At 68.0% G+C, this 18,307-nt stretch carries 20 protein-coding genes; 15 read left to right on the top strand and 5 right to left on the bottom strand.

Annotation, left to right across the window (positions count from 1 at the left end; genetic code table 11):
* Nucleotides 1-49: 49 nt before the first annotated feature.
* The 4 genes from MMB92_RS29515 (at nucleotide 50) to MMB92_RS29500 (ending at nucleotide 2,850) form a co-directional block, all read left to right on the top strand.
* Entirely contained in the window at nucleotides 50-928 is an 879-nt protein-coding gene (locus tag MMB92_RS29515; protein WP_200064347.1) for a sugar ABC transporter permease, read from the top strand.
* Nucleotides 928-1,851, top strand: a complete 924-nt coding sequence (locus tag MMB92_RS29510) for an ABC transporter permease (RefSeq protein ID WP_124550488.1) — start codon at nucleotides 928-930, stop codon at nucleotides 1,849-1,851. The genes MMB92_RS29515 and MMB92_RS29510 overlap by 1 nt, the downstream gene beginning before the upstream one ends.
* 121 nt (nucleotides 1,852-1,972) lie before the next feature.
* Entirely contained in the window at nucleotides 1,973-2,410 is a 438-nt protein-coding gene (locus MMB92_RS29505) for a hypothetical protein (protein ID WP_006497262.1), read from the top strand.
* 227 nt (nucleotides 2,411-2,637) lie between these two features.
* Complete coding sequence (locus MMB92_RS29500) at nucleotides 2,638-2,850, top strand: hypothetical protein (RefSeq protein WP_200064348.1); 213 nt, start codon at nucleotides 2,638-2,640, stop codon at nucleotides 2,848-2,850.
* Nucleotides 2,851-3,051: 201 nt separating this feature from the next.
* Here the strand turns inward: MMB92_RS29500 and MMB92_RS29495 are convergent, their stop codons facing one another.
* Complete coding sequence (locus tag MMB92_RS29495) at nucleotides 3,052-4,017, bottom strand: D-2-hydroxyacid dehydrogenase (protein WP_034201767.1); 966 nt, start codon at nucleotides 4,015-4,017, stop codon at nucleotides 3,052-3,054.
* A gap of 258 nt (nucleotides 4,018-4,275) precedes the next feature.
* Here MMB92_RS29495 and MMB92_RS29490 point away from each other — a divergent pair, with 258 nt between their 5' ends.
* From MMB92_RS29490 to MMB92_RS29470, 5 genes are all read left to right on the top strand, one after another.
* Entirely contained in the window at nucleotides 4,276-5,466 is a 1,191-nt protein-coding gene (locus MMB92_RS29490) for a CoA transferase (protein ID WP_059723760.1), read from the top strand.
* Between the two features lie 21 nt (nucleotides 5,467-5,487).
* Nucleotides 5,488-6,450 (top strand): hydroxymethylglutaryl-CoA lyase, encoded by a 963-nt coding sequence (locus MMB92_RS29485; protein WP_194130697.1) that lies wholly within the window; start codon nucleotides 5,488-5,490, stop codon nucleotides 6,448-6,450.
* Nucleotides 6,451-6,484: 34 nt separating this feature from the next.
* On the top strand, nucleotides 6,485-6,868 hold the full coding sequence (locus tag MMB92_RS29480) for a VOC family protein (protein WP_277563126.1): 384 nt from the start codon (nucleotides 6,485-6,487) through the stop codon (nucleotides 6,866-6,868).
* Between the two features lie 203 nt (nucleotides 6,869-7,071).
* Nucleotides 7,072-7,899, top strand: coding sequence for an alpha/beta hydrolase (locus MMB92_RS29475; RefSeq protein ID WP_200064350.1), 828 nt, complete (start codon nucleotides 7,072-7,074; stop codon nucleotides 7,897-7,899).
* A gap of 95 nt (nucleotides 7,900-7,994) precedes the next feature.
* Nucleotides 7,995-8,888: a LysR family transcriptional regulator gene (locus MMB92_RS29470; RefSeq protein ID WP_006483569.1), complete on the top strand. Its 894-nt coding sequence runs from the start codon at nucleotides 7,995-7,997 to the stop codon at nucleotides 8,886-8,888.
* A gap of 451 nt (nucleotides 8,889-9,339) precedes the next feature.
* On the opposite strand, the gene MMB92_RS29465 is transcribed toward MMB92_RS29470, so the two are convergent.
* On the bottom strand, nucleotides 9,340-10,803 hold the full coding sequence (locus tag MMB92_RS29465; protein WP_062910631.1) for an MFS transporter: 1,464 nt from the start codon (nucleotides 10,801-10,803) through the stop codon (nucleotides 9,340-9,342).
* An 813-nt stretch (nucleotides 10,804-11,616) separates the two neighbouring features.
* Here MMB92_RS29465 and MMB92_RS29460 point away from each other — a divergent pair.
* The gene (locus MMB92_RS29460) at nucleotides 11,617-12,486 is read left to right on the top strand and encodes an RNA ligase family protein (protein ID WP_034201763.1); all 870 of its coding nucleotides are present in this window, start codon (nucleotides 11,617-11,619) and stop codon (nucleotides 12,484-12,486) included.
* A gap of 41 nt (nucleotides 12,487-12,527) precedes the next feature.
* Nucleotides 12,528-13,661, top strand: a complete 1,134-nt coding sequence (locus MMB92_RS29455) for an AAA family ATPase (protein ID WP_062910629.1) — start codon at nucleotides 12,528-12,530, stop codon at nucleotides 13,659-13,661.
* Between the two features lie 62 nt (nucleotides 13,662-13,723).
* Here MMB92_RS29455 and MMB92_RS29450 read toward each other — a convergent pair whose 3' ends face one another.
* Entirely contained in the window at nucleotides 13,724-14,407 is a 684-nt protein-coding gene (locus tag MMB92_RS29450; RefSeq protein ID WP_062910628.1) for a hypothetical protein, read from the bottom strand.
* A 12-nt stretch (nucleotides 14,408-14,419) separates the two neighbouring features.
* Nucleotides 14,420-15,058, bottom strand: a complete 639-nt coding sequence (locus MMB92_RS29445) for a hypothetical protein (RefSeq protein ID WP_034201760.1) — start codon at nucleotides 15,056-15,058, stop codon at nucleotides 14,420-14,422.
* A 180-nt stretch (nucleotides 15,059-15,238) separates the two neighbouring features.
* Between MMB92_RS29445 and MMB92_RS29440 the strand changes: the two genes are divergently transcribed.
* The 4 genes from MMB92_RS29440 (at nucleotide 15,239) to MMB92_RS29425 (ending at nucleotide 17,521) form a co-directional block, all read left to right on the top strand.
* On the top strand, nucleotides 15,239-16,342 hold the full coding sequence (locus MMB92_RS29440) for a nitronate monooxygenase (RefSeq protein WP_058901477.1): 1,104 nt from the start codon (nucleotides 15,239-15,241) through the stop codon (nucleotides 16,340-16,342).
* Between the two features lie 115 nt (nucleotides 16,343-16,457).
* On the top strand, nucleotides 16,458-16,829 hold the full coding sequence (locus MMB92_RS29435; RefSeq protein WP_006482256.1) for a GFA family protein: 372 nt from the start codon (nucleotides 16,458-16,460) through the stop codon (nucleotides 16,827-16,829).
* Entirely contained in the window at nucleotides 16,826-16,954 is a 129-nt protein-coding gene (locus MMB92_RS29430; protein WP_256097523.1) for a hypothetical protein, read from the top strand. The genes MMB92_RS29435 and MMB92_RS29430 overlap by 4 nt, the downstream gene beginning before the upstream one ends.
* A gap of 111 nt (nucleotides 16,955-17,065) precedes the next feature.
* Nucleotides 17,066-17,521, top strand: a complete 456-nt coding sequence (locus MMB92_RS29425) for a MarR family transcriptional regulator (RefSeq protein WP_006482257.1) — start codon at nucleotides 17,066-17,068, stop codon at nucleotides 17,519-17,521.
* A 52-nt stretch (nucleotides 17,522-17,573) separates the two neighbouring features.
* Here MMB92_RS29425 and MMB92_RS29420 read toward each other — a convergent pair whose 3' ends face one another.
* A complete protein-coding gene (locus MMB92_RS29420; RefSeq protein WP_006497247.1) occupies nucleotides 17,574-18,290 on the bottom strand; it encodes a GNAT family N-acetyltransferase in 717 nt (238 codons plus the stop codon).
* Nucleotides 18,291-18,307: the final 17 nt, after the last annotated feature.

Below are 18,307 nucleotides of genomic sequence, written 5' to 3'. Positions count from 1 at the left end.
CCGGATTGCGCCAACCGGCATGCGCGGCGACGTCGCGCCCGGAGGCCGCATGAGCACGCTCGCGACCGGCGGCGCGCCGCGCGACGCGAAAGCCTGGCTCGTCACGCCGGCGCTCGCGTTCATCGCCGCGCTGTTCATCTATCCGTTCGCGTACGGCCTCGTGCTGTCGTTCCAGCCGATGAACGCGACGAACGGCGGCGCGCTCGCGAACTACGTGCAGTTCTTCACCGACACCGCGATGTGGCCGACCGTGCTCGTCACGCTGAAGCTCGCGGTGCCGGCGACGCTGCTCAACGTCGGCATCGCGGTGCCCGTCGCGTTCGCGCTGCGCCGCAATTCGCCGTACCAGAAATTCGTCACGACGCTGCTCGTGATTCCCGTCACGCTCGGCACGGTGCTCGTCGCGGACGGGATGCTCACGTATTTCGGGCCGAACGGCTGGTTCCCGCAGGCGCTGCAGGGGCTGCACCTGTACACCGACGAAGTGCGCCTCACGCACAACTACTGGGGCGTGCTGCTGTCGCTGATCGTGTCGGGTTTTCCGTTCGCGTTCCTGCTGATGCTGTCGTACATCAGCGGCATCGACCCGACGCTCGCGCGCGCGGCCGCGACGCTCGGCGCGAACCCGTGGCAGCAGTTCCGGCAGATCTACCTGCCGCTGCTCGTGCCGGGGCTCACGATGGCCGCGTGCCTGTCGTTCGTGCAGGCGTTCTCGGTGTTTCCGTCGGCCGTGCTGCTCGGCGCGCCCGCCGGGCCGACCCGCGTGATCTCGATCGCGGCCGCCGAAGCCGCGTTCGAAAGCTACGACTATTCGCTCGCGTCGGCGATCGCGATCGTGATGGGTTTCGTGCAGTTGCTGGTGGTCGCGTCGATGCTCGGCGCGCGCCGCTTCTTCTATACGGGCGCGGTGACGGGAGGCAAGGGCTGATGGCGACCGACAATCATGCCGCTCGCACGTGGCCGCCGAAACACGATGCGCCCGACGCGCGGCCCGTCGACACCGGAAAACCGCAGCGGATGAACAACCACCTCGCCGGCCGCGCATGGAGGGCGCTCGTCTGGGGGCTGATGGCGTTCTTCCTGCTGAACGTGATGCTGCTGATCGCGACCGTCGCGGTGAACTCGGTCGCGACGCGCTGGTTCGGCACGCCGTTGCCGCAGGGCTTCACGCTGCGCTGGTATGCGAAGGCGTGGGAAGACTTCCAGCTCGCGAGCGTGCTGTGGGTGACCGTCGAGGTCGTCGGCGCGGTCGTGCTGCTGTCGATCGCGCTCGGCGTGCCGGCCGCGTATGCGCTCGCGCGCGTGCAGTTCCGCGGCAAGCGCTTCGCGCTGCTGGTGTTCCTGCTGCCGCTGATGGTGCCGCCCGTCACGTACGGGATTCCGATGGCGACCGTGATGTACAAGATCGGACTCGCGGGCACGCTGCCAGGCGTGATCCTCGCGAACCTGGTGCCGGCGCTGCCGTTCGTGATCCTCGTGATGACGCCGTTCATCGAGCAGATCGATCCGAACCTCGAAGCCGCCGCGCGCATCTTCGGCGCGAACACGTGGCGCTATTTCCGCTACGTGCTGCTGCCGCTGCTGGTGCCCGGCATGCTCGCGGCCGGGCTGCTCGTGCTGGTGCGCACGATCGGGATGTTCGAGCTGACGTTCTTCACCGCGGGCCCGAGCACGCAGACGCTCGTCGTCGCGCTGTATTACGCGGTGTTCTCGACCGGCGTGCGCGCGCCGCAGTCGATCGACGCGATGGCGATGATCTACATGGCCATCACGCTCGTATGGGTCGTGATCGCGCTGCAGTTCGTCAGTCCGACGCAACTCGTGAGCCGCGTGAAGCAGGAGCGGCAGTAGGTGAGGGCGTCGCACGATCGCGCCGGGCCGCCGGGCAGCGTGCAATTGGTTACAAATGGATACCGCGCACGACCCGGGGACGTTGCAGACTACGCGGCGTTCACCCGATCGACGGATATCCATGAAGTTTCATACGCTGCTGACACTCGCCGGCGCCTCGACGCTGCTGGCCGCCTGTAACCTGCTTCACGACGGCCCCGGATCGAGCGACGTCGACGCCGCCGTGCGCCGCGCGCTCGAAGCGGAAAACCACGGCGGCCTGAACGCGCTGTTCGGCCAGCCGCTGCCCGTATCGGCCGACGTCGTGTCGGCGAAACCCGACGGCGACTGCAAGAAGCTCGGCGATCGCACGTATTCGTGCGACGTCGTGGTCACGTGGCGCAACGCCGATTACTCGCCGTCGCGCGCGAACCTGACCTTCGTGAAGGCGGCCGACGGTTCGTGGCAGACGTCGGGCGTCGACGCGGCGCTCGTGACGGGTACCGCGAAGTCGCTGATCGACCATATCGGCAAGGCGTGGCCCGGCAACGCGGCGAGCGGTGCGTCGGCGTCGGAGTGACGTGACGCAGCGGGCCGGTAACGCGCCGGCGGCAAGCCGCTTTCTCGTCCTCGAGCCAGCCCGCCTCGGCCTTGCCGGCCGCCCCGGCCGCCCCGGCCGCATGCCCTGAAAAAAGGGCGCAATCTTCGGTTCCATCTCGTTTGAACGCATCCTCGGTATGCGGGCAGGGTTATAGGGAAAACCCTTATCTCAAGGTATAATTATGGGCTGAGAGAAAGGTCCACACCATGCCTGAACGTTTCCAAACCCTTGAAAAATTTGTGTTTTCCCTCGTCGTGATGTCCGCCGTCGTGTGCTCGGCCTTCCTTGCGTACGAGCGTCACCCCGAGATCAAGACCGCGCTGCACGAAGGCGAAGCGCTGATGCGCGAGAGCGCGAAGTACTCGGTCATCTGCTCGCCGTCCAAGGTCGATCCCTGCGTCGAGATGTCCGCTTACTGAGCGGGCTTTCCGCTTTTCGGACCTGCGCGACATCACTGCCGGTCTGAATACCCTGAAGTCGTCTCGTCACGTATTCGGAAACCCGCAGCAAGACAGCGCGAATGCACGAACCCGTTACGTGCCGGGTCGCTGGCGTGAGCACCCCTGCATCCTGTCGGCCCCGCTTCGAGCAATCGAGCGGGGCCGTTCCGTTTGTACGTGTCACACGACGTGCCGCGGCTCGCCGTCGACGAACGCGGCGACGTTGTCGACCAGCTGATCGGCCAGCGCCTGCATCGCCTCGTCGCTCGCCCACGCGACGTGCGGCGTCAGGATGAACGCCGGATGCGACAGGATCGCGTGAAACGGATGCGCGGCCGGCAGCGGCTCCTGCGTGACCACGTCGAACCCCGCGCCCGCGATCTGCCCCGACTGCAATGCGTCGACGAGCGCGCTTTCGTCCACGAGCCCGCCGCGCGCGGTATTGATCAGCAGCGGCCGGCGCGCCATCCGCGCGAATGCGTGCGCGTCGATCAGGTGCCGCGTCGCGGGCGTGAGCGGGCAGTGCAGCGTGATCACGTCGCTGTCGCGCAGCAGCGTGTCGAGCGGTACGTGACCGTCACCCGCTGCGTCGCCGTGCGCCGCGAACAGCACCCGCATGTCGAGCGCACGCGCGATGGCGGCCACCGCTCGCCCGAGTACGCCGTCGCCGACGATCCCGAGCGTCGACCCGGCCAGGTCGCGAATCGGATGATCGAAGAAGCAGAACTGTCCGCTGTCGAGCCAGCGCCCGGCGCGCACCGCGTCGCGGTAAGCGACGAGGCTGCGGCGCAGCGCGAAGATCAGCGCGAACGTGTGCTCGGGCACCGTGCGCACCGCATAGCCGCGAATATGGCTCACGACGATCCCGCGCGACGCACACGTATCGAGATCGACGATGTCGGTGCCGGTCGCCGCGATCGCGATCATCCGCAACTGCCGCGCGCCGGCGAGGGCCGTCGCGTCGAGCCGTACCTTGTTGGTCACGACGATGTCCGCGTCGCGGATGCGCGCCGCGACTTCGTGCGCGGCCGTCCGGTCGAACGTCTGCCATGCGTGCGGAAACGGAAACGGCTTCAGCACCGTCTGCGGCGACAGCGTCGCGCGGTCGAGGAACACGATCTTCGCGGGAGAAGAAACGGAAAACATGGCGGGTCTCGCTGGCAGGCGCCGGTGGCGCGGAACGGCATCGATTGTGCCGGCGGCGCGCGCGCCGTCGTTTGACCGTTGCGCGAGCGCGCTTTCCCGCCAGGAAAGGCGGATGCCTCGCACATGGCCGCCGCCGTGCTCGCGCCAACGCGCACCTTTCCGTTTCGGAAAGGCGGGTTGACCATCGATCGATTTTCGCCGGGCGCGAACGCGGTCATGATCGCCGTCATCGACAACACGATTTCATCGGAGACAGTCATGACACGCCCCCTGGACGGCATCCGCGTGCTGGAGCTTGGCCAACTGATCGCCGGGCCGTTCGCGGGCCGGATGCTCGCCGAATTCGGCGCGGACGTCATCAAGGTCGAGCCGCCCGGCGTCGGCGATCCGCTGCGCAAATGGCGGCTGCTGCACGACGGCACGTCGGTCTGGTGGGCCGCGCAGTCGCGCAACAAAACCTCGCTCACGCTCGACCTGCGCACGCCCGAAGGGCAGGACGTCGTGCGCCGCCTCGTCGCCGACACCGACGTGCTGATCGAAAACTTCCGGCCCGGCACGCTCGAAGGCTGGGGGCTCGGCTGGGACGCGCTGTCCGCGATCAACCCGGGGCTCGTGATGCTGCGCGTGTCGGGCTTCGGGCAGACGGGCCCGTATCGCGACCGCCCCGGCTTCGGCGTGATCGCCGAGGCGATGGGCGGGCTGCGCCACCTGACCGGCGAGCCGGGCCGCACGCCGGTGCGCGTCGGCATCTCGCTCGGTGATTCGCTGTCGGCACTGCACGGCGTGATCGGCGTGCTGCTCGCGTTGCGCCATCGCGAGCAGCAGGGCGGCAAGGGGCAGGTCGTCGACGTCGCGCTGTACGAATCGGTGTTCAACCTGATGGAAAGCCTGCTGCCCGAATATGCGGCGTTCGGCGCGGTGCGCGAGCCGGCCGGCAGCAGCCTGCCCGGCATCGCGCCGACCAACGCGTACCGTTGCCGCGATGGCAAGTACGCGCTGATCGCCGGCAACGGCGACAGCATCTTCCGGCGCCTGATGGAACTGATCGGCCGCCCCGATCTCGGCCACGATCCGGCGCTCGCGCACAACGACGGACGCGTCGCGCAGGTGGCGCGCATCGATGCGGCGATCGGGGAGTGGAGCGCCCGCCACGACCTCGACGACGTGCTCGCCGCGCTGAACGACGCGCGCATTCCGTCCGGACGCATCTACGACGTGGCCGACATCGCGGCCGATCCGCACTACCGCGCGCGCGACATGATCGTCGACGCCGCGCTGCCCGACGGCACGCCGGTGCTCGTGCCGGGCATCGTGCCGAAACTCGACGCGACGCCCGGACGCATCGAGCGGCCGGCGCCCGCGCTCGGCGCGGATACCGACGCGGTACTCGAATCGCTCGGCATCGACGCGGCGACGCGCGACGACTGGCGCACGCGCGGCGTGATCTGAAACGGCCACCGGAACGAAGACATGAACCTGCATCCGCACCGACTCCATCTCCACGAAGTCGCGACCCGCGACGGTTTCCAGAACGAAGCGGCATTCGTCGACACCGACGACAAGATCGCGCTCGTCGACGCGCTGAGCGCATGCGGCTACGCGAAGATCGAGGTCACGTCGTTCACGTCGCCGAAGGCGATTCCCGCGCTGCGCGACGCGGAAGCCGTGATGCATGGCATCGCGCGCGCACCGGGCGTCGTCTATACGGTGCTCGTGCCGAACGTGCGCGGCGCCGAGCGCGCGCTGTCGTGCGGTGTCGACGAGGTGAACCTCGTGATGTCGATGAGCGAGAGCCACAACCGCGCGAACCTGCGGATGACGCGCGAGCAGTCGTTCGCGCAATTGCGCGACGTGATCGACGCCGTGCGCGGCACGGGTGTCGCGATCAACGTGTCGCTGTCGACCGCGATGGGCTGCCCGATGGAAGGCGACGTGCCGGCCGAAACGGTGCTCGCGTGGATGCAGCGCTTCGCGGAGCTCGGCGTGCACGGCTTCACGCTGTGCGACACGACCGGCATGGCGTTCCCGTCGCAGGTGCGCGATTTGTCCCGCCGCGCACGCGAGCGCTTCGGCGCGCTGCAGCTCACGCTGCACTTCCACAACACGCGCGGGATGGCGCTCGCGAACACGCTGGCGGCGCTCGACGCCGGCATCGACCGCTTCGACGCGTCGCTCGGCGGGCTCGGCGGCTGCCCGTACGCGCCGGGTGCGACCGGCAACGCGTGCACCGAGGAACTGGTGCACATGCTCGAGCTCGACGGCTACGATACGGGCATCGACCTCGCGGCCGTGCTCGCCGCGTCGGCACGGCTGCCCGCGCTGATCGGGCACGACGTGCCGAGCCAGATCCTGAAGGCCGGCCGCCGCTCGGACCTTCATCCGCCGCCGTGCGCCGACGCCGGCGACATGCCCGCGCAACGCGCTTTCTCGTGAATCGTGAACCACCACAGGAACAGGAGCGAATTCCATGGCGCTGATTGACCACCTCGATCATCTCGTGCTGACCTGCGTCGATCCGGAACGGACCCGGCATTTCTACACCGAGGTGCTGCAGATGCAACTCGAAACCTTCGGCGCGGGCCGGCTCGCGTTCCGGTTCGGCAACCAGAAGATCAACCTGCACGTGCGCGGCGCGGAGTTCGAGCCGAAAGCGCATGTGCCGGTGCCCGGCGCGCGCGATCTGTGCTTCATCGCGTCGGTGCCGCTCGACGACGTGATCGCGCACCTGCGGCGCGTCGGCTGGCCGATCGTCGAAGGGCCCGTCGAACGCACGGGCGCGACGCAGAAGATCCGTTCGATCTACGTGCGCGATCCCGACCTGAACCTGATCGAAATCTCCGAGCCGATCTGACCCGTCGCATGCGGTTGCGCGCACGCCGCCATATTCGTTCGCCGAAAGCGGACAGGCACGCGCCGCGCCCGCCGATTCCGGATAGCCGCGCGCGGCCGCGCTGCGGATAATGGTGCAACGGCGTCGGCCAGGCCGCCGCCTTCGCCGCGTGCTCGGGACGACCGTGCCGCGCGCTTCCGCAACCCGATCCAGGCGCTTCCCGAATGACGATCCTCTATCGCGGCATGGACCGCGCGGCGCTCGACGCCGCGTACCTGAACACGAAGGCCGTTCCCGATTTCCCCGCATTGCTCGCGTCATGCCAGGCGCGCAGCGCGGCGCTGTACGCAGCGACGCCCGGCCGCCGCGACCTGCGTTACGGCGCGCGACCCGCGCAGCGTTTCGACTGGCTGCCGTGCGGGCAGCCCGATGCGCCGCTGTTCGTGTTCATCCACGGCGGCTACTGGCAGCACTGCACGAAAGAGGATTTCGCGTATGCGGCGAGCGGGCCGCTCGCGCGCGGCTACGACGTCGTGCTCGCCGAATACACGCTCGCGCCGGTCGCGACGATGACCGATATCGTCGGCGAGATCGGCGCGCTGCTCGACCATCTCGCGGCCGACCGCGACGGCCTCGGCATCGCGGGGCGGCCGATCCATCTGAGCGGCCATTCGGCGGGCGGCCATCTGACGGCGATGCATCGCGCGCACCCGGCCGTGGCGTCGGCGCTTGCGATCAGCCCGCTCGTCGATCTCGAACCGATCGCACGGTGCTGCCTGAACGACAAGCTGCAACTCACCGCGCACGAAGTCGACGCATACAGTCCGCTGCATCACATCGGGCCCGGCGCCCCGACCGTCGTGGCGGTGGGCGAGGCCGAACTGCCCGAACTCGTCCGGCAGGCAGACGAATACGCGACGGCGTGCGAAGCCGCCGGCGAGCGGATCGCCCGCACGTGGCTGCCCGGCATGCAGCACTTCGCGGTGCTCGACGATCTCGCGACACCCGACGGCGCGATGCTCGCCGCATTGCACGCCATCGCGCCGCGTTAGCCGCGCCGTATCGCATGCGCACGGCCGGGCGTATGATCGGTGTCAGGCCGGCGCGATGACGGCGTCCCGCGCACGGCCTTCCAGGATTCCACGACATGGTGAACCCGCTTCATTTCGATCTGCAGTCGCTGCGCGTGTTCGCGCTCGTCGCCGAGCACGGCAGCCTGACGAAGGCGGCCGAACACGGCCAGCTCACGCTGTCCGCGGTCAGCAAGCGCATCGCCGAACTCGAAAGCGTGACCGGCAGCGCGCTGTTCGTCCGGCATGCGCGCGGCGTCGAGCTGACGCCCGCGGGCCGCGCGCTGCTCGATCATGCGGCGAAGGTGATCGAGCAGGTCAACCGGATGGCGCACGAGATGAGCGACTACGTCGCCGGCGTGCGCGGCCATATCCACGTCTGGACCAACACGTCCGCGATCGTCCAGTTCCTGCCCGCCGATCTCGCCGCGTTCCTCACCGACAACCCCGGCATCAAGGTCAGCCTCGAGGAACGGCTGAGCCACGAGATCGTCGACGCGCTCGCGTCGGGCAAGGCCGATCTCGGCGTATTCGCGGACAACGTGCCGGCGCCCGGCATCGAACGGCGGCTCTACCGGCGCGACGAGCTCGTGCTGCTCGTGCCGCGCACACACCGGTTCGCCGCGCGCGACGGCATCCGCTTCGCGGATACGCTCGACGAGGACTACGTGGGCTTGAGCGACGGCAGCTCGCTGCTCGCGCGCATGACCGACGCCGCGTTCGCGGCCGAGCGCTCGCTGAAGCTGCGGATCCAGGTATCGAATTTCGACGGCGTGAGCCGGATGATCGAGGCGGGGCTCGGCATCGGCGTGTTGCCGCGCGATGCGGTGACCGGCGAACGCGCGGCGCGGCTCGGTGTCGTGAAGCTCGACGACGCGTGGGCTACGCGCACGCTGTGGGTCGGCGTGAAAGCCGGCACCGTGCTGACGACCGACGTCGCGAAGCTGTTCGATTTCATGTCGGCGCGGTGAAGCGGAGCTGCCCGCGGTTAAAACGGTTCGGTGCGGGCGCCCGGGAACGCGATCATCGGTTCGCGTTCGAGCCTGTTTCAGACGTTCTGCTCATTTCCTCGAAAGGTTGTTCTGGGGCCGCCCAATGAACGAATCGAGCTACCGCATCATTATCGCCTTTGCCTGCTTAACTTATGGCATCGGGATATCCGCAATCATGGCATTTCGTCCGGAACGGATATTGGCTTTCTATTGCAGATCGAAGGCCTGGCGATGGTCGTACAAATTCTTTTACAACATGTCTCCGGAAGACATCATGTCGGCCACGATGGTTCGAATCACCCGATTCCAGGGGGGGGGTGGGGCTGGTGTTCTGTACGGTCCTTATGCTGGGCCTCTTGTTCCGCCGGTAGCCGTGGCGTCGCCGGCTCGCTCATTCAGGAGCGCCATCTTCCCATACCCCACATCGCAGTCAAACCGGATTGATGTCGTCCTGGCTGCGCCGCGTGGTCAGCGGTCCGAGCACGCGCAGCGTGACGGCGACGATGCCGAGCGCGACCGAGATCACGCCGAACATCGCGCCCGCGCCGTAGTGGCCGAGCACCGGCAGCAGCACGAACGGCAGCGCGCCGCTGACGATGCGCGACAGCGCATAGGTACTGCCGATCGCCGTCGAGCGCACGCGCGCCGGGAAGATCTCGGCCTGGTACACGTGATACGCGTTGCTGAACACGTTCGACGCGCACGTCGTCAGGAATCCGAAGCCGACGATCAGCACGGTATTGCCCGAATACGCGAAGCACAGCCCGAACACCGCGATCGACAGGATCGACACGATCACGAGCGTGCGGCGCTCGATCCAGTTGAGCAGCGGAATCGACAGCAGCGAACCGATCGGGTAACCGATGAACGACAGCGCGATGAACAGCGTGCTGTCCGTCACGTCGAAACCGCGGCTTTTCACGACCGTGCCGGCCAGCGTACCGAATCCGTAATAGCCGAAGCCCTGGAGCAGGTGAAAGATCGCCAGCATCACGTAGCGCGCGCCGTACGGTTGGCGGCGCAGCAGCGCGATGCGCTCGCCGAGCCCGAGCGGCCGCTGCGGCTCGACCGGTGCCGCGAAGTGTTCGGGCACGCGCACGCCGGCGCTATCCGCGAAACGCCGCAGCGCCGCGTGCGCGTCGGCCGTGCGGCCTTGCGCGAGCAGCCAGCGCGGGCTTTCCGGCAACCGGTGCTGGATGAACAGCACGTACACGGCGCCGAGGCTGCCGATCGCGAGGATGATGCGCCACCCGGCGACGCCGGCCACCTGCAGCGGGTTCAGCCACAGCGCGAGAAAGCCGACGAGCGGCACCGCGACATACGAAGTCGTGTAGGCCCACGCCGCGAGCCGCCCGCGCTTGTCCTTCGGCAGGATTTCGGACAGGAAGCTGTCGGCGACCGGATAGATCGCGCCGACGCCGATGCCCGTCAGGAACCGGCACGCGACGAGCATGTCGGCGTTCACCGAAAACGCACCGACCAGCGAGAACGCGCTGTACCACCCGAGCGTGAGCAGGAACGCCTTGCGCCGGCCGATACGGTCGGCCAGGCTGCCGAGGCACATCGCGCCGACGAACATGCCGATGAACGCGGACGCCAGCAATAGCTTGAAATCGGCGCTTTGCCGGCTCAGCCCGTATTCGTGCTGCAACGCGGAGCCGATCGTACTGACGAGAAAGATCTCGTACATGTCGAAGAACAGCCCGATGCCGATCACCCAGACGACGAACCGGTGCAGCGCACCGACCGGCAGATCGTCCATGAAATCGCCGAGCGTGACGCGGCGGCCGGGAAGGGCCGCTGCATCGGCGCCGGCGCCTGCTGAAGCGGCCGGCGGCCGCGCGGATTCAGGTCCGCCGGCATGGCCGCCGAGGTCGAGGGATTGGCTGTTCATCGTGTCTCCTGATTATCGATATGCCGGGGCGCGGGGCCCGGCCGTTCGCGACCGGCGTCACGCGCCGGCCGCGCGACGCGACGGCACGCATCGCCGGACTCGTGCAAGCGCCGGTCATGCCGGCTGCGCCGATCGTCCGACACATGGTGGGCAAATCGGCGGCACGTGATAATTGCGGATGTTTCAAGCGTCCTTTCCTGAGCAGAAAGGGTCGGGCGCCCGCGGCAGCCCGTATTCGCCCGGCAGGCCGTTGCAGCCTGCGTGGCGGGCGGGGGCGTATCGAAAACGATGGGCCCCCGCGCCATCCTGCGGGCCGGGAAAACCATGACGTCGGTTGCGTGGCCGCCGGCGCAACCGCCGCCGACGGCCACGCAACCGACGCAGCAAGCGAACGGCACGATGCCGGCGATCGCTTCGGCACCCGATGTGGCGAAAAACATACACATAGGATTCCGGATCATTCATGCATCGATCACGCGTGCGGCGCGTCGCAGCAGGCGCTCAACGCGTTCGAAAGGCCGTAACGAACTCGTCCGGTCGTGCTTGACACCGCCGGAACCGTTTCGTAGCATCCGCCTGCTTCATCCCTGAACCCTCATCGAATCGGTGATCCAAGTGCCCGCAATCATTCGTCCCTTCGCCTGATACGCCGACGACTGCCATCCCGGCCGCGTCGTCCTGCCCGGTTCCGCTCGCGCCATCGCGCCGGAACGGTGATCGCAGGGCCGCTGCCGGACTCGCACTGACACCGCAACGCACTCCTGTCCGTTCGTTCACGTCGTCGGCTTTTTCCCCTGTTTCCGGAGAAAGACCATGACGCTGGATTTTCGCGCCTACGCGCAATCGCTCGACCTTGCACGCTACCCGCGCACGCCGCACCTTGAAGGTTCGCGCCTGCAGGACGGCGACGAAGGTCACGACCACGTTCCCTATCGCACCCTCGCGGGCGCGCACCTCGTCGTCGAGGAAAAGCTCGACGGTGCGAACACGGGCATCAGCTTCAGTCCGGCAGGCGAACTGCTGTTGCAGTCGCGCGGCCACTATCTGGCCGGCGGCGGCCGCGAGCGGCAGTTCGGCTTCGTGAAGACGTGGGCGGCGGCCCATGCCGGCTGGCTGCTCGAGCGCCTCGGCGATCGCTACGTGATGTACGGCGAGACGATGAGCAAGAAGCACGCGGTGTTCTACGACGCGTTGCCGCATCATTTTTTCGAATTCGACGTGTTCGACCGTGCGACCGGCCGCTTCCTGTCGACGCCTGCGCGGCGCGCGCTGCTCGCCGACGGCCCCGTACTGTCGGTGCCCGTGCTGTACGAGGGCGTGGCGCCGGCGCGGCTCGCGGACCTCAAGGCGCTGCTCGGCCCGTCGCTCGCAAAAACGCCGGACTGGCGTCGCGCGTTCGAGCACACCGTGCGACGGCAGGGGCTCGACCTCGCGCGCGCGTGGCAGCAGTGCGACAAGTCGGAGCAGTCCGAAGGGCTCTACGTGAAGATCGAGACCGACGACACGACGACCGCGCGCCTGAAGTGGGTGCGCCACGATTTCGTGCAGGCGATTCTCGATTCCGCGCGCCATCACTCGGAGCAGCCGTTCATCCCGAACCTGCTCGCGCCGGGTGTCGACCTGTATGCACCGCGTCCGACGGTGACGTGGGGGCCGAGCCCGGCAGCGCATCCGAACCAATGAATGCGAAGCGGCCGCCTGCCGCTTCGACAGGAGTCTCGATCATGAAGTACGAACATCTGCAGGCGCTCGTGCCTGCGCCCGGCCAGCAGCCGGACTATCGCGCATGCCTCGCGGCGTTCCCCGCGCTGGAACACGCGAAAACCACCCCGCAGGAGCCCGCGCATCACGGCGAAGGCGACGTGTGGACGCATACGATGATGGTGATCGATGCATTGCTCGCGCTGCCCGGTTATCGGACGGCGTCGCGCGCCGATCAGGAAATCGTGTTCCTGGCCGCGCTGCTGCACGACATCGCCAAGTCGAGCACGACGGCCGTCGATCCCGTCACCGGTGCGATCGGTCATCCCGGCCACTCGCGCAAAGGGGCGATCGACGCGCGTATCGCGCTGTGGGATGCCGGCGTGCCGTTCGCGGTGCGCGAGGCCATCTGCCGGATGATCGCCGTGCACCAGGTGCCGTTCTTCGCGATGAGCGGCTCGCGCCGCGGCACGCCCGAGTTCATCGCGCGCGAGCTGTCGTGGCAGGTCAGCCTGCCGCTGTTGTGCCTGCTCGCCGAAGCCGACATTCGCGGGCGCATCTGCAACGACACGCAGCGTGTGCTCGACAATATCGAGCTGTGGCGCGAACTGGCGCGGGAGGACGGCTGTTACGGCCAGCCGCGTGCATTCGCCGACGCGCATACCGCACTCAGCTACTTCCGCGGCGCGGACGTGCATCCCGACTATCCGCTGTTTCGCACGCCGGGCTCGCCGGTCGTCGTGATGGCGGGCCTGCCGGCATCGGGCAAGAACACGTGGGTCGCGCGGCATCATCCGGATCTGCCGGTCGTGTCGTTCGACGATGCGCGCGATGCGTTGGGGCTGCGTCACGGTCGCAACGAGGGCGCGGTCGCGCACCATGCGGTCGATGCCGCGAAGGCGATGTTGCGCGACCGGCGGCCGTTCGTGTGGAATGCGACGAACCTGTCGCCGCTGATGCGCAAGAAGACGCTCGACCTGCTGTATGCGTACGGCGCCGACGTGACGCTCGTGTACCTCGAACGGCCGCGCGCGGAACTGTTGCGCCGCAATGCGCGGCGCGACACGTCGCTGACGAACCGGGCGCTCGAGGCGATGCTGCTGCGCTGGGATCTGCCGCTGCCGACCGAAGCGCATGCGGTACGCTACGAAGTCTGACGGGCGATGTCGTCGTGCACGCCCGTACGCCGCCTGTCACCGCGGCGTACCGGCGGCGCACCTCATTTCAGTTCCGGATTCTGCTGCGTCGCGCACGCGCGCAGCGCGGCCACGCGCTCGCTGTCGCCGAGCTTCTCGAACAGATCGGCCATCTCCATCTGCGCGACCGGATCGCCTTCACGCGCCGCGCGCCAGCGCAACGACGCGATCATCCCTCTCACGCGTTCGCCGGGCGTTTCGCCGTCGTAGCCCGACATCGCCTGCATCACGTCCGCGAGCTTGTTGTATCCGGCCGGTACATGATGCGCGAGCAGCCACGCGACCGCCGGCTGCGCGCCTTCCCAATCCTCGTCCTCTAGCGAACTGTTGACGAGTCGCGCCGCCGCGCGCCACGCGCCGAGCGACGCGGCTTTCGCGTACGCTTTGTCGGCATCGCGACCGCGCGACGACGGCGCCGCGTCGAACGCCGCCTGCGCAGCGGCCGACGGCGGCGGCACCGCGAGCTTCGTGCAGCGGAACGCGCCGTCATCGGGCGCGTTGCCGGGCAGACGGGCCCAGCGCAGCTGGTCCTTCAGCGCGCGATCGAGCGTCGGCCGCACGTCGCTTTCCTTCATCGACGCGAATACCCAGGAAGTGCGCACCTGGCGGGCGGCGTCCCAGTCGTCGTCGGCCACGGCGTGTTGCGCGAATGCCAGGCAAGCGGCCGCGCAGCCGATCCGGAGCAGTTGTCGTGCAGGGGATGTCATCGTGGATTCCCCTCAGCTCGCGATGACGATGAAGGCCGTCAACGCAATCGGGAACAGTGCGAGGCCAAGCAGGCCCAGCGCGCCGTCCGCCGCCATCGTGATCGGCGACAGGGCGAGCTTGGCGCCCTTGCCGAGTACCGATGGCCGCTCGATGACCTTGACGTCATACTCGTGATTGAACGCCTGCGGGAGCGACGACGGCGTGACGTCGTTCGGCTGGTAGCGCTTGCCGCTGATCGTACCGCTCTCCGTCAGCTGGTGGCGCTGGTCCTTGAAACCGTCCGCGAGCGCACGCTCGCGAAGCTCGGAGCCGGGAGGCGCATCCTCGCGCGCAAGCCGCAGCACGTAACGCCCGGAGATCGTATCGCCGTGCGTCTCGAAATCGTCGAAGTCGGTATACAACTTGGGACGGTAGGGTGCCGTGAGGTTGATGGCGAGGGCCGGCGGCACATCGAAAATGTAGTGATACTGCTTGCCGATCACGACGAGCTTTTTCCCGTCCGCGCTGATCAGGAACGCCGAGAGCGTTTCCCGGTATTCAGGGTCCTTCATCAGGCGATGGGTGACGGGCCCCAGGTCGGCGCTGGAACAGCCGGCCAGCATGCCGGACGCCGCCACGGCGGGCAGCGCGAGAAATGTTCTTCTTTTCATGGATGGTGTAATGGTGTTGTTCGTTATTCGGCCAAACCGCATGAATGTCGGGTGAAGCGTTCGACGAACGCTGCACGGTGACGGCCTTGGACGCGGTTTCGCCGTCCGCTATTCTAGGGATGAAACCGGCAATGCGATACGTGCGGCCGGCATATCGGCTGCCACCAGGAGACCAGCACCATGCATCAACCGACCGACCGCCGGGCAACCCTGTTGCGCACGCTCGGCATCCGCGCGCCGATCGTGCAGGCGCCGATGGCCGGCGTCAGCACGCCGGCGCTGGCCGCCGCCGTCTCGAACGCGGGCGGGCTCGGCTCGCTCGGCGTCGGCGCAACCGATTCCGACGGCGCACGCAAGATGATCCGCGACACGCGCGCGCTCACCGACCGGCCGTTCAACATCAACGTGTTCTGCCACCGTCCGGCGCAAGCCGACGCGGCCGTCGAGCGCGCGTGGCTCGACTGGCTCGCCCCCGCGTTCCGCGCGTATGGCGCGACGCCGCCTGCATCGCTGTCGGAGATCTACACGAGCTTCGTCGCGGACCACGCGATGCAGGCGATGCTCGTCGAGGAAAAGCCGGCGGTCGTCAGCTTCCATTTCGGGTTGCCGTCCGCTGACGTGATCGCCGCGCTCAAGCGCGCGGGCATCACGCTGTTCGCCACGGCGACGAATCTCGACGAAGCCCGCCAAGTTGCCGCCGCCGGCATCGACGCGATCGTCGCACAGGGCATCGAGGCCGGCGGGCATCGCGGCGTGTTCGACTCGACCGCGCACGACGATCGCCTCGGCACATTCGCGCTGACGCGCCTGATCGTGCGCGAATGCGCGCTGCCGGTGATCGCCGCCGGCGGCATCATGGACGGCGCGGGCATTGCCGCCGCGCTCGCGCTCGGCGCGCAGGCCGCGCAGCTCGGCACCGCGTTCGTCGCGTGCCCGGAGACGTCGATCGACGACGGCTACCGCCGCGCGATCCTCGGCGAGGCGGCGCACCGCACCACGTTCACGCACGCGATCTCGGGCCGCGTCGCGCGCGGCATCGCGAACCGGCTGACCGCGCTCGGCGACGACCCGCGCGCCCCGGCCACGCCTGCGTATCCGATCGCCTACGATGCGGGCAAGGCGCTGCATGCGGCCGCGAAAGCGCAGGGCGAATTCGGTTACGGCGCGCAATGGGCGGGGCAGGCGGCGCCGCTGGTCCGCGCGCTGCCGGCGGCCGAGCTGTTCGCGGCGCTCGAACGCGAAACGCGGGCGGCAATCGAGCGGATGCAGCACGTGCTGGACTGATCGCCTGCCGCGGATGTGCAATGTTCTGTATCCGCGCCGCGCGCGGATACAGTGCGATACAACGCCCGCGCGCGGCTTCGCTATAAAGCAGGCATGACCTCTTTCGGAGCCCGTCATGTCTGCCACCTGGTTCAAAGGGTCCTGCCATTGCGGGGCCGTCAAGTTCGAAGTCACGGCGGCCATTGCGCCGGCCGTCCGCTGCAACTGCAGCCTGTGCCGCCGGCGCGGCGCGCTGATGAGCCCGATGTTCGCCGCCGCCAACCTGACGATCGTCGAAGGCGAGGGCGCGCTGACCTGCTATCAGTTCAACACGCACACGGCCCGTCACTATTTCTGCAGCCGGTGCGGCGTCTATCCGTTCCACCAGACCCGCAAGGACCCGGCATGCTGGCGCGTCAATCTCGGCTGCCTCGACGGCGTCGATCCCTATGCGCTCGACGCGACGATCGCCGATGGGGCAAGCCTCTCGGTCGTGGAGGACGCATGAAACGCTGGCTGATGATCCTGCTGTTTGCCGCGGGCGGGCTCGCGACCGAAATCGCGCATCCGGTGCAGTGCACGTTGCTGTCGGTCAGCCGTCAGCCAACCCACAAGCGCCGCGAGCCGGGCTGAGCGAGCGCGGCGCGCGTCAGCCGATCGAGACCGATTATCATGCTTCCGATAAGATCGCATGCGATATATAATGCGGTTGTCTGCGACCGTTCGCGTCGCTGGAGGAAGTCCATGAAACCGACCGAAACCCCGTCGCCCGCCGCGCCGAAGCTGTCCGAGTTCCTGTGCTTTGCGATCTACTCGGCGAACCTGGCGTTCGGCAAGGCGTACAAGCCGATCCTCGACGAGCTCGGCCTCACGTATACGCAGTACATCACGATCATTGCGCTGTGGGAGCAGGACAACCAGACCGTCGGCCAGCTCGGCGAGAAGCTGTTCCTCGAATCCAACACGCTGACGCCGATCCTGAAGAAGCTCGAGGCAATGGGCTACCTGGAGCGGCACCGTGATCCGTCCGACGAACGCCAGGTGCTCGTCAGCCTGACGAAAAGCGGCCGCCGCGTGCGCGAGAAGGGGCTCGACATGAACCTCGTCGAAGCCACCGGGCTGAAGCCGGACGAATTCGCGAAAGTGCAGAAAGCGATCGTCACGTTGCGCGGCAACCTGATCCGGTCGACCGAAGCATAAGAACGCTCAGGCCCGGCCAACGGCCGGCGCGGGAATCGCGCCGGCCGCGTTGTCACGTGTGCGCGTCGCCCAGCACCAGCAGGTGCATCTCGCGACGGACGACGAAACCGAGCGCGAGATAGCGCTCGATCGCCACCTGGTTCGTCGTGAGGACGTGCAGGAACGGCGTCTCCGCACGCGCGCCGATCGTCGCGATCAACGACCGGACCAACCGCGCGGCCAGCCCTTGCCGCCGAAACGCGGCGTCCACGCAGACGGCGCTGATCTCGGTATACCCTTCGACCTGCATCCGCTGGCCGGCCATCGCGGCCAGCCGGCCTTCGCTGCGCACGCCGATGTAGTGGCCGAGCTCGAACGTGCGCGGGCCGAACGGGCCCGGCTGCGCGGCGGCGGTCAGCGCGAGCATGTCCGGCACGTCGGCTGCGCCGAGCGGAACGGGTTCCGCTTCGTGCGCCGCGTCCAAGGTTCCTTGCCAGGTCATTTGAAGCAACGTCGCGCGCCGGATCGCCGACAGGCTCGCCGGCGCCTCGATCTCGTCCGGCGTGACGAGCGCCGCCGGCCCGTGTGCGGCGATCAGCTCGCACAGCGCGTCGAACGACGCCGGGCTCGTGTCGTCGATCGCGGCAAACGGCGCGATGGCCGTCGGGAACCGCCGCGCGCGCCCCTCGCCAAGCGCAAAGCGGCGCTGCCTGCCCGTGAGCGCATGCCAGACGACCCGGTCGAGCACGTGCGCATCGGCTGTCGCGTTTCCGGTCATGGCGTCCGGCATCGGCGGCTCCTTGGTGG

It is taken from the genome of Burkholderia sp. IO2 (assembly GCF_029522185.1).
Classification (GTDB): Bacteria; Pseudomonadota; Gammaproteobacteria; order Burkholderiales; family Burkholderiaceae; genus Burkholderia; species Burkholderia cenocepacia.
The sequence above is the reverse complement of the archived record's forward strand: the minus strand, read 5'-3'. Positions and strand labels throughout refer to the sequence as shown.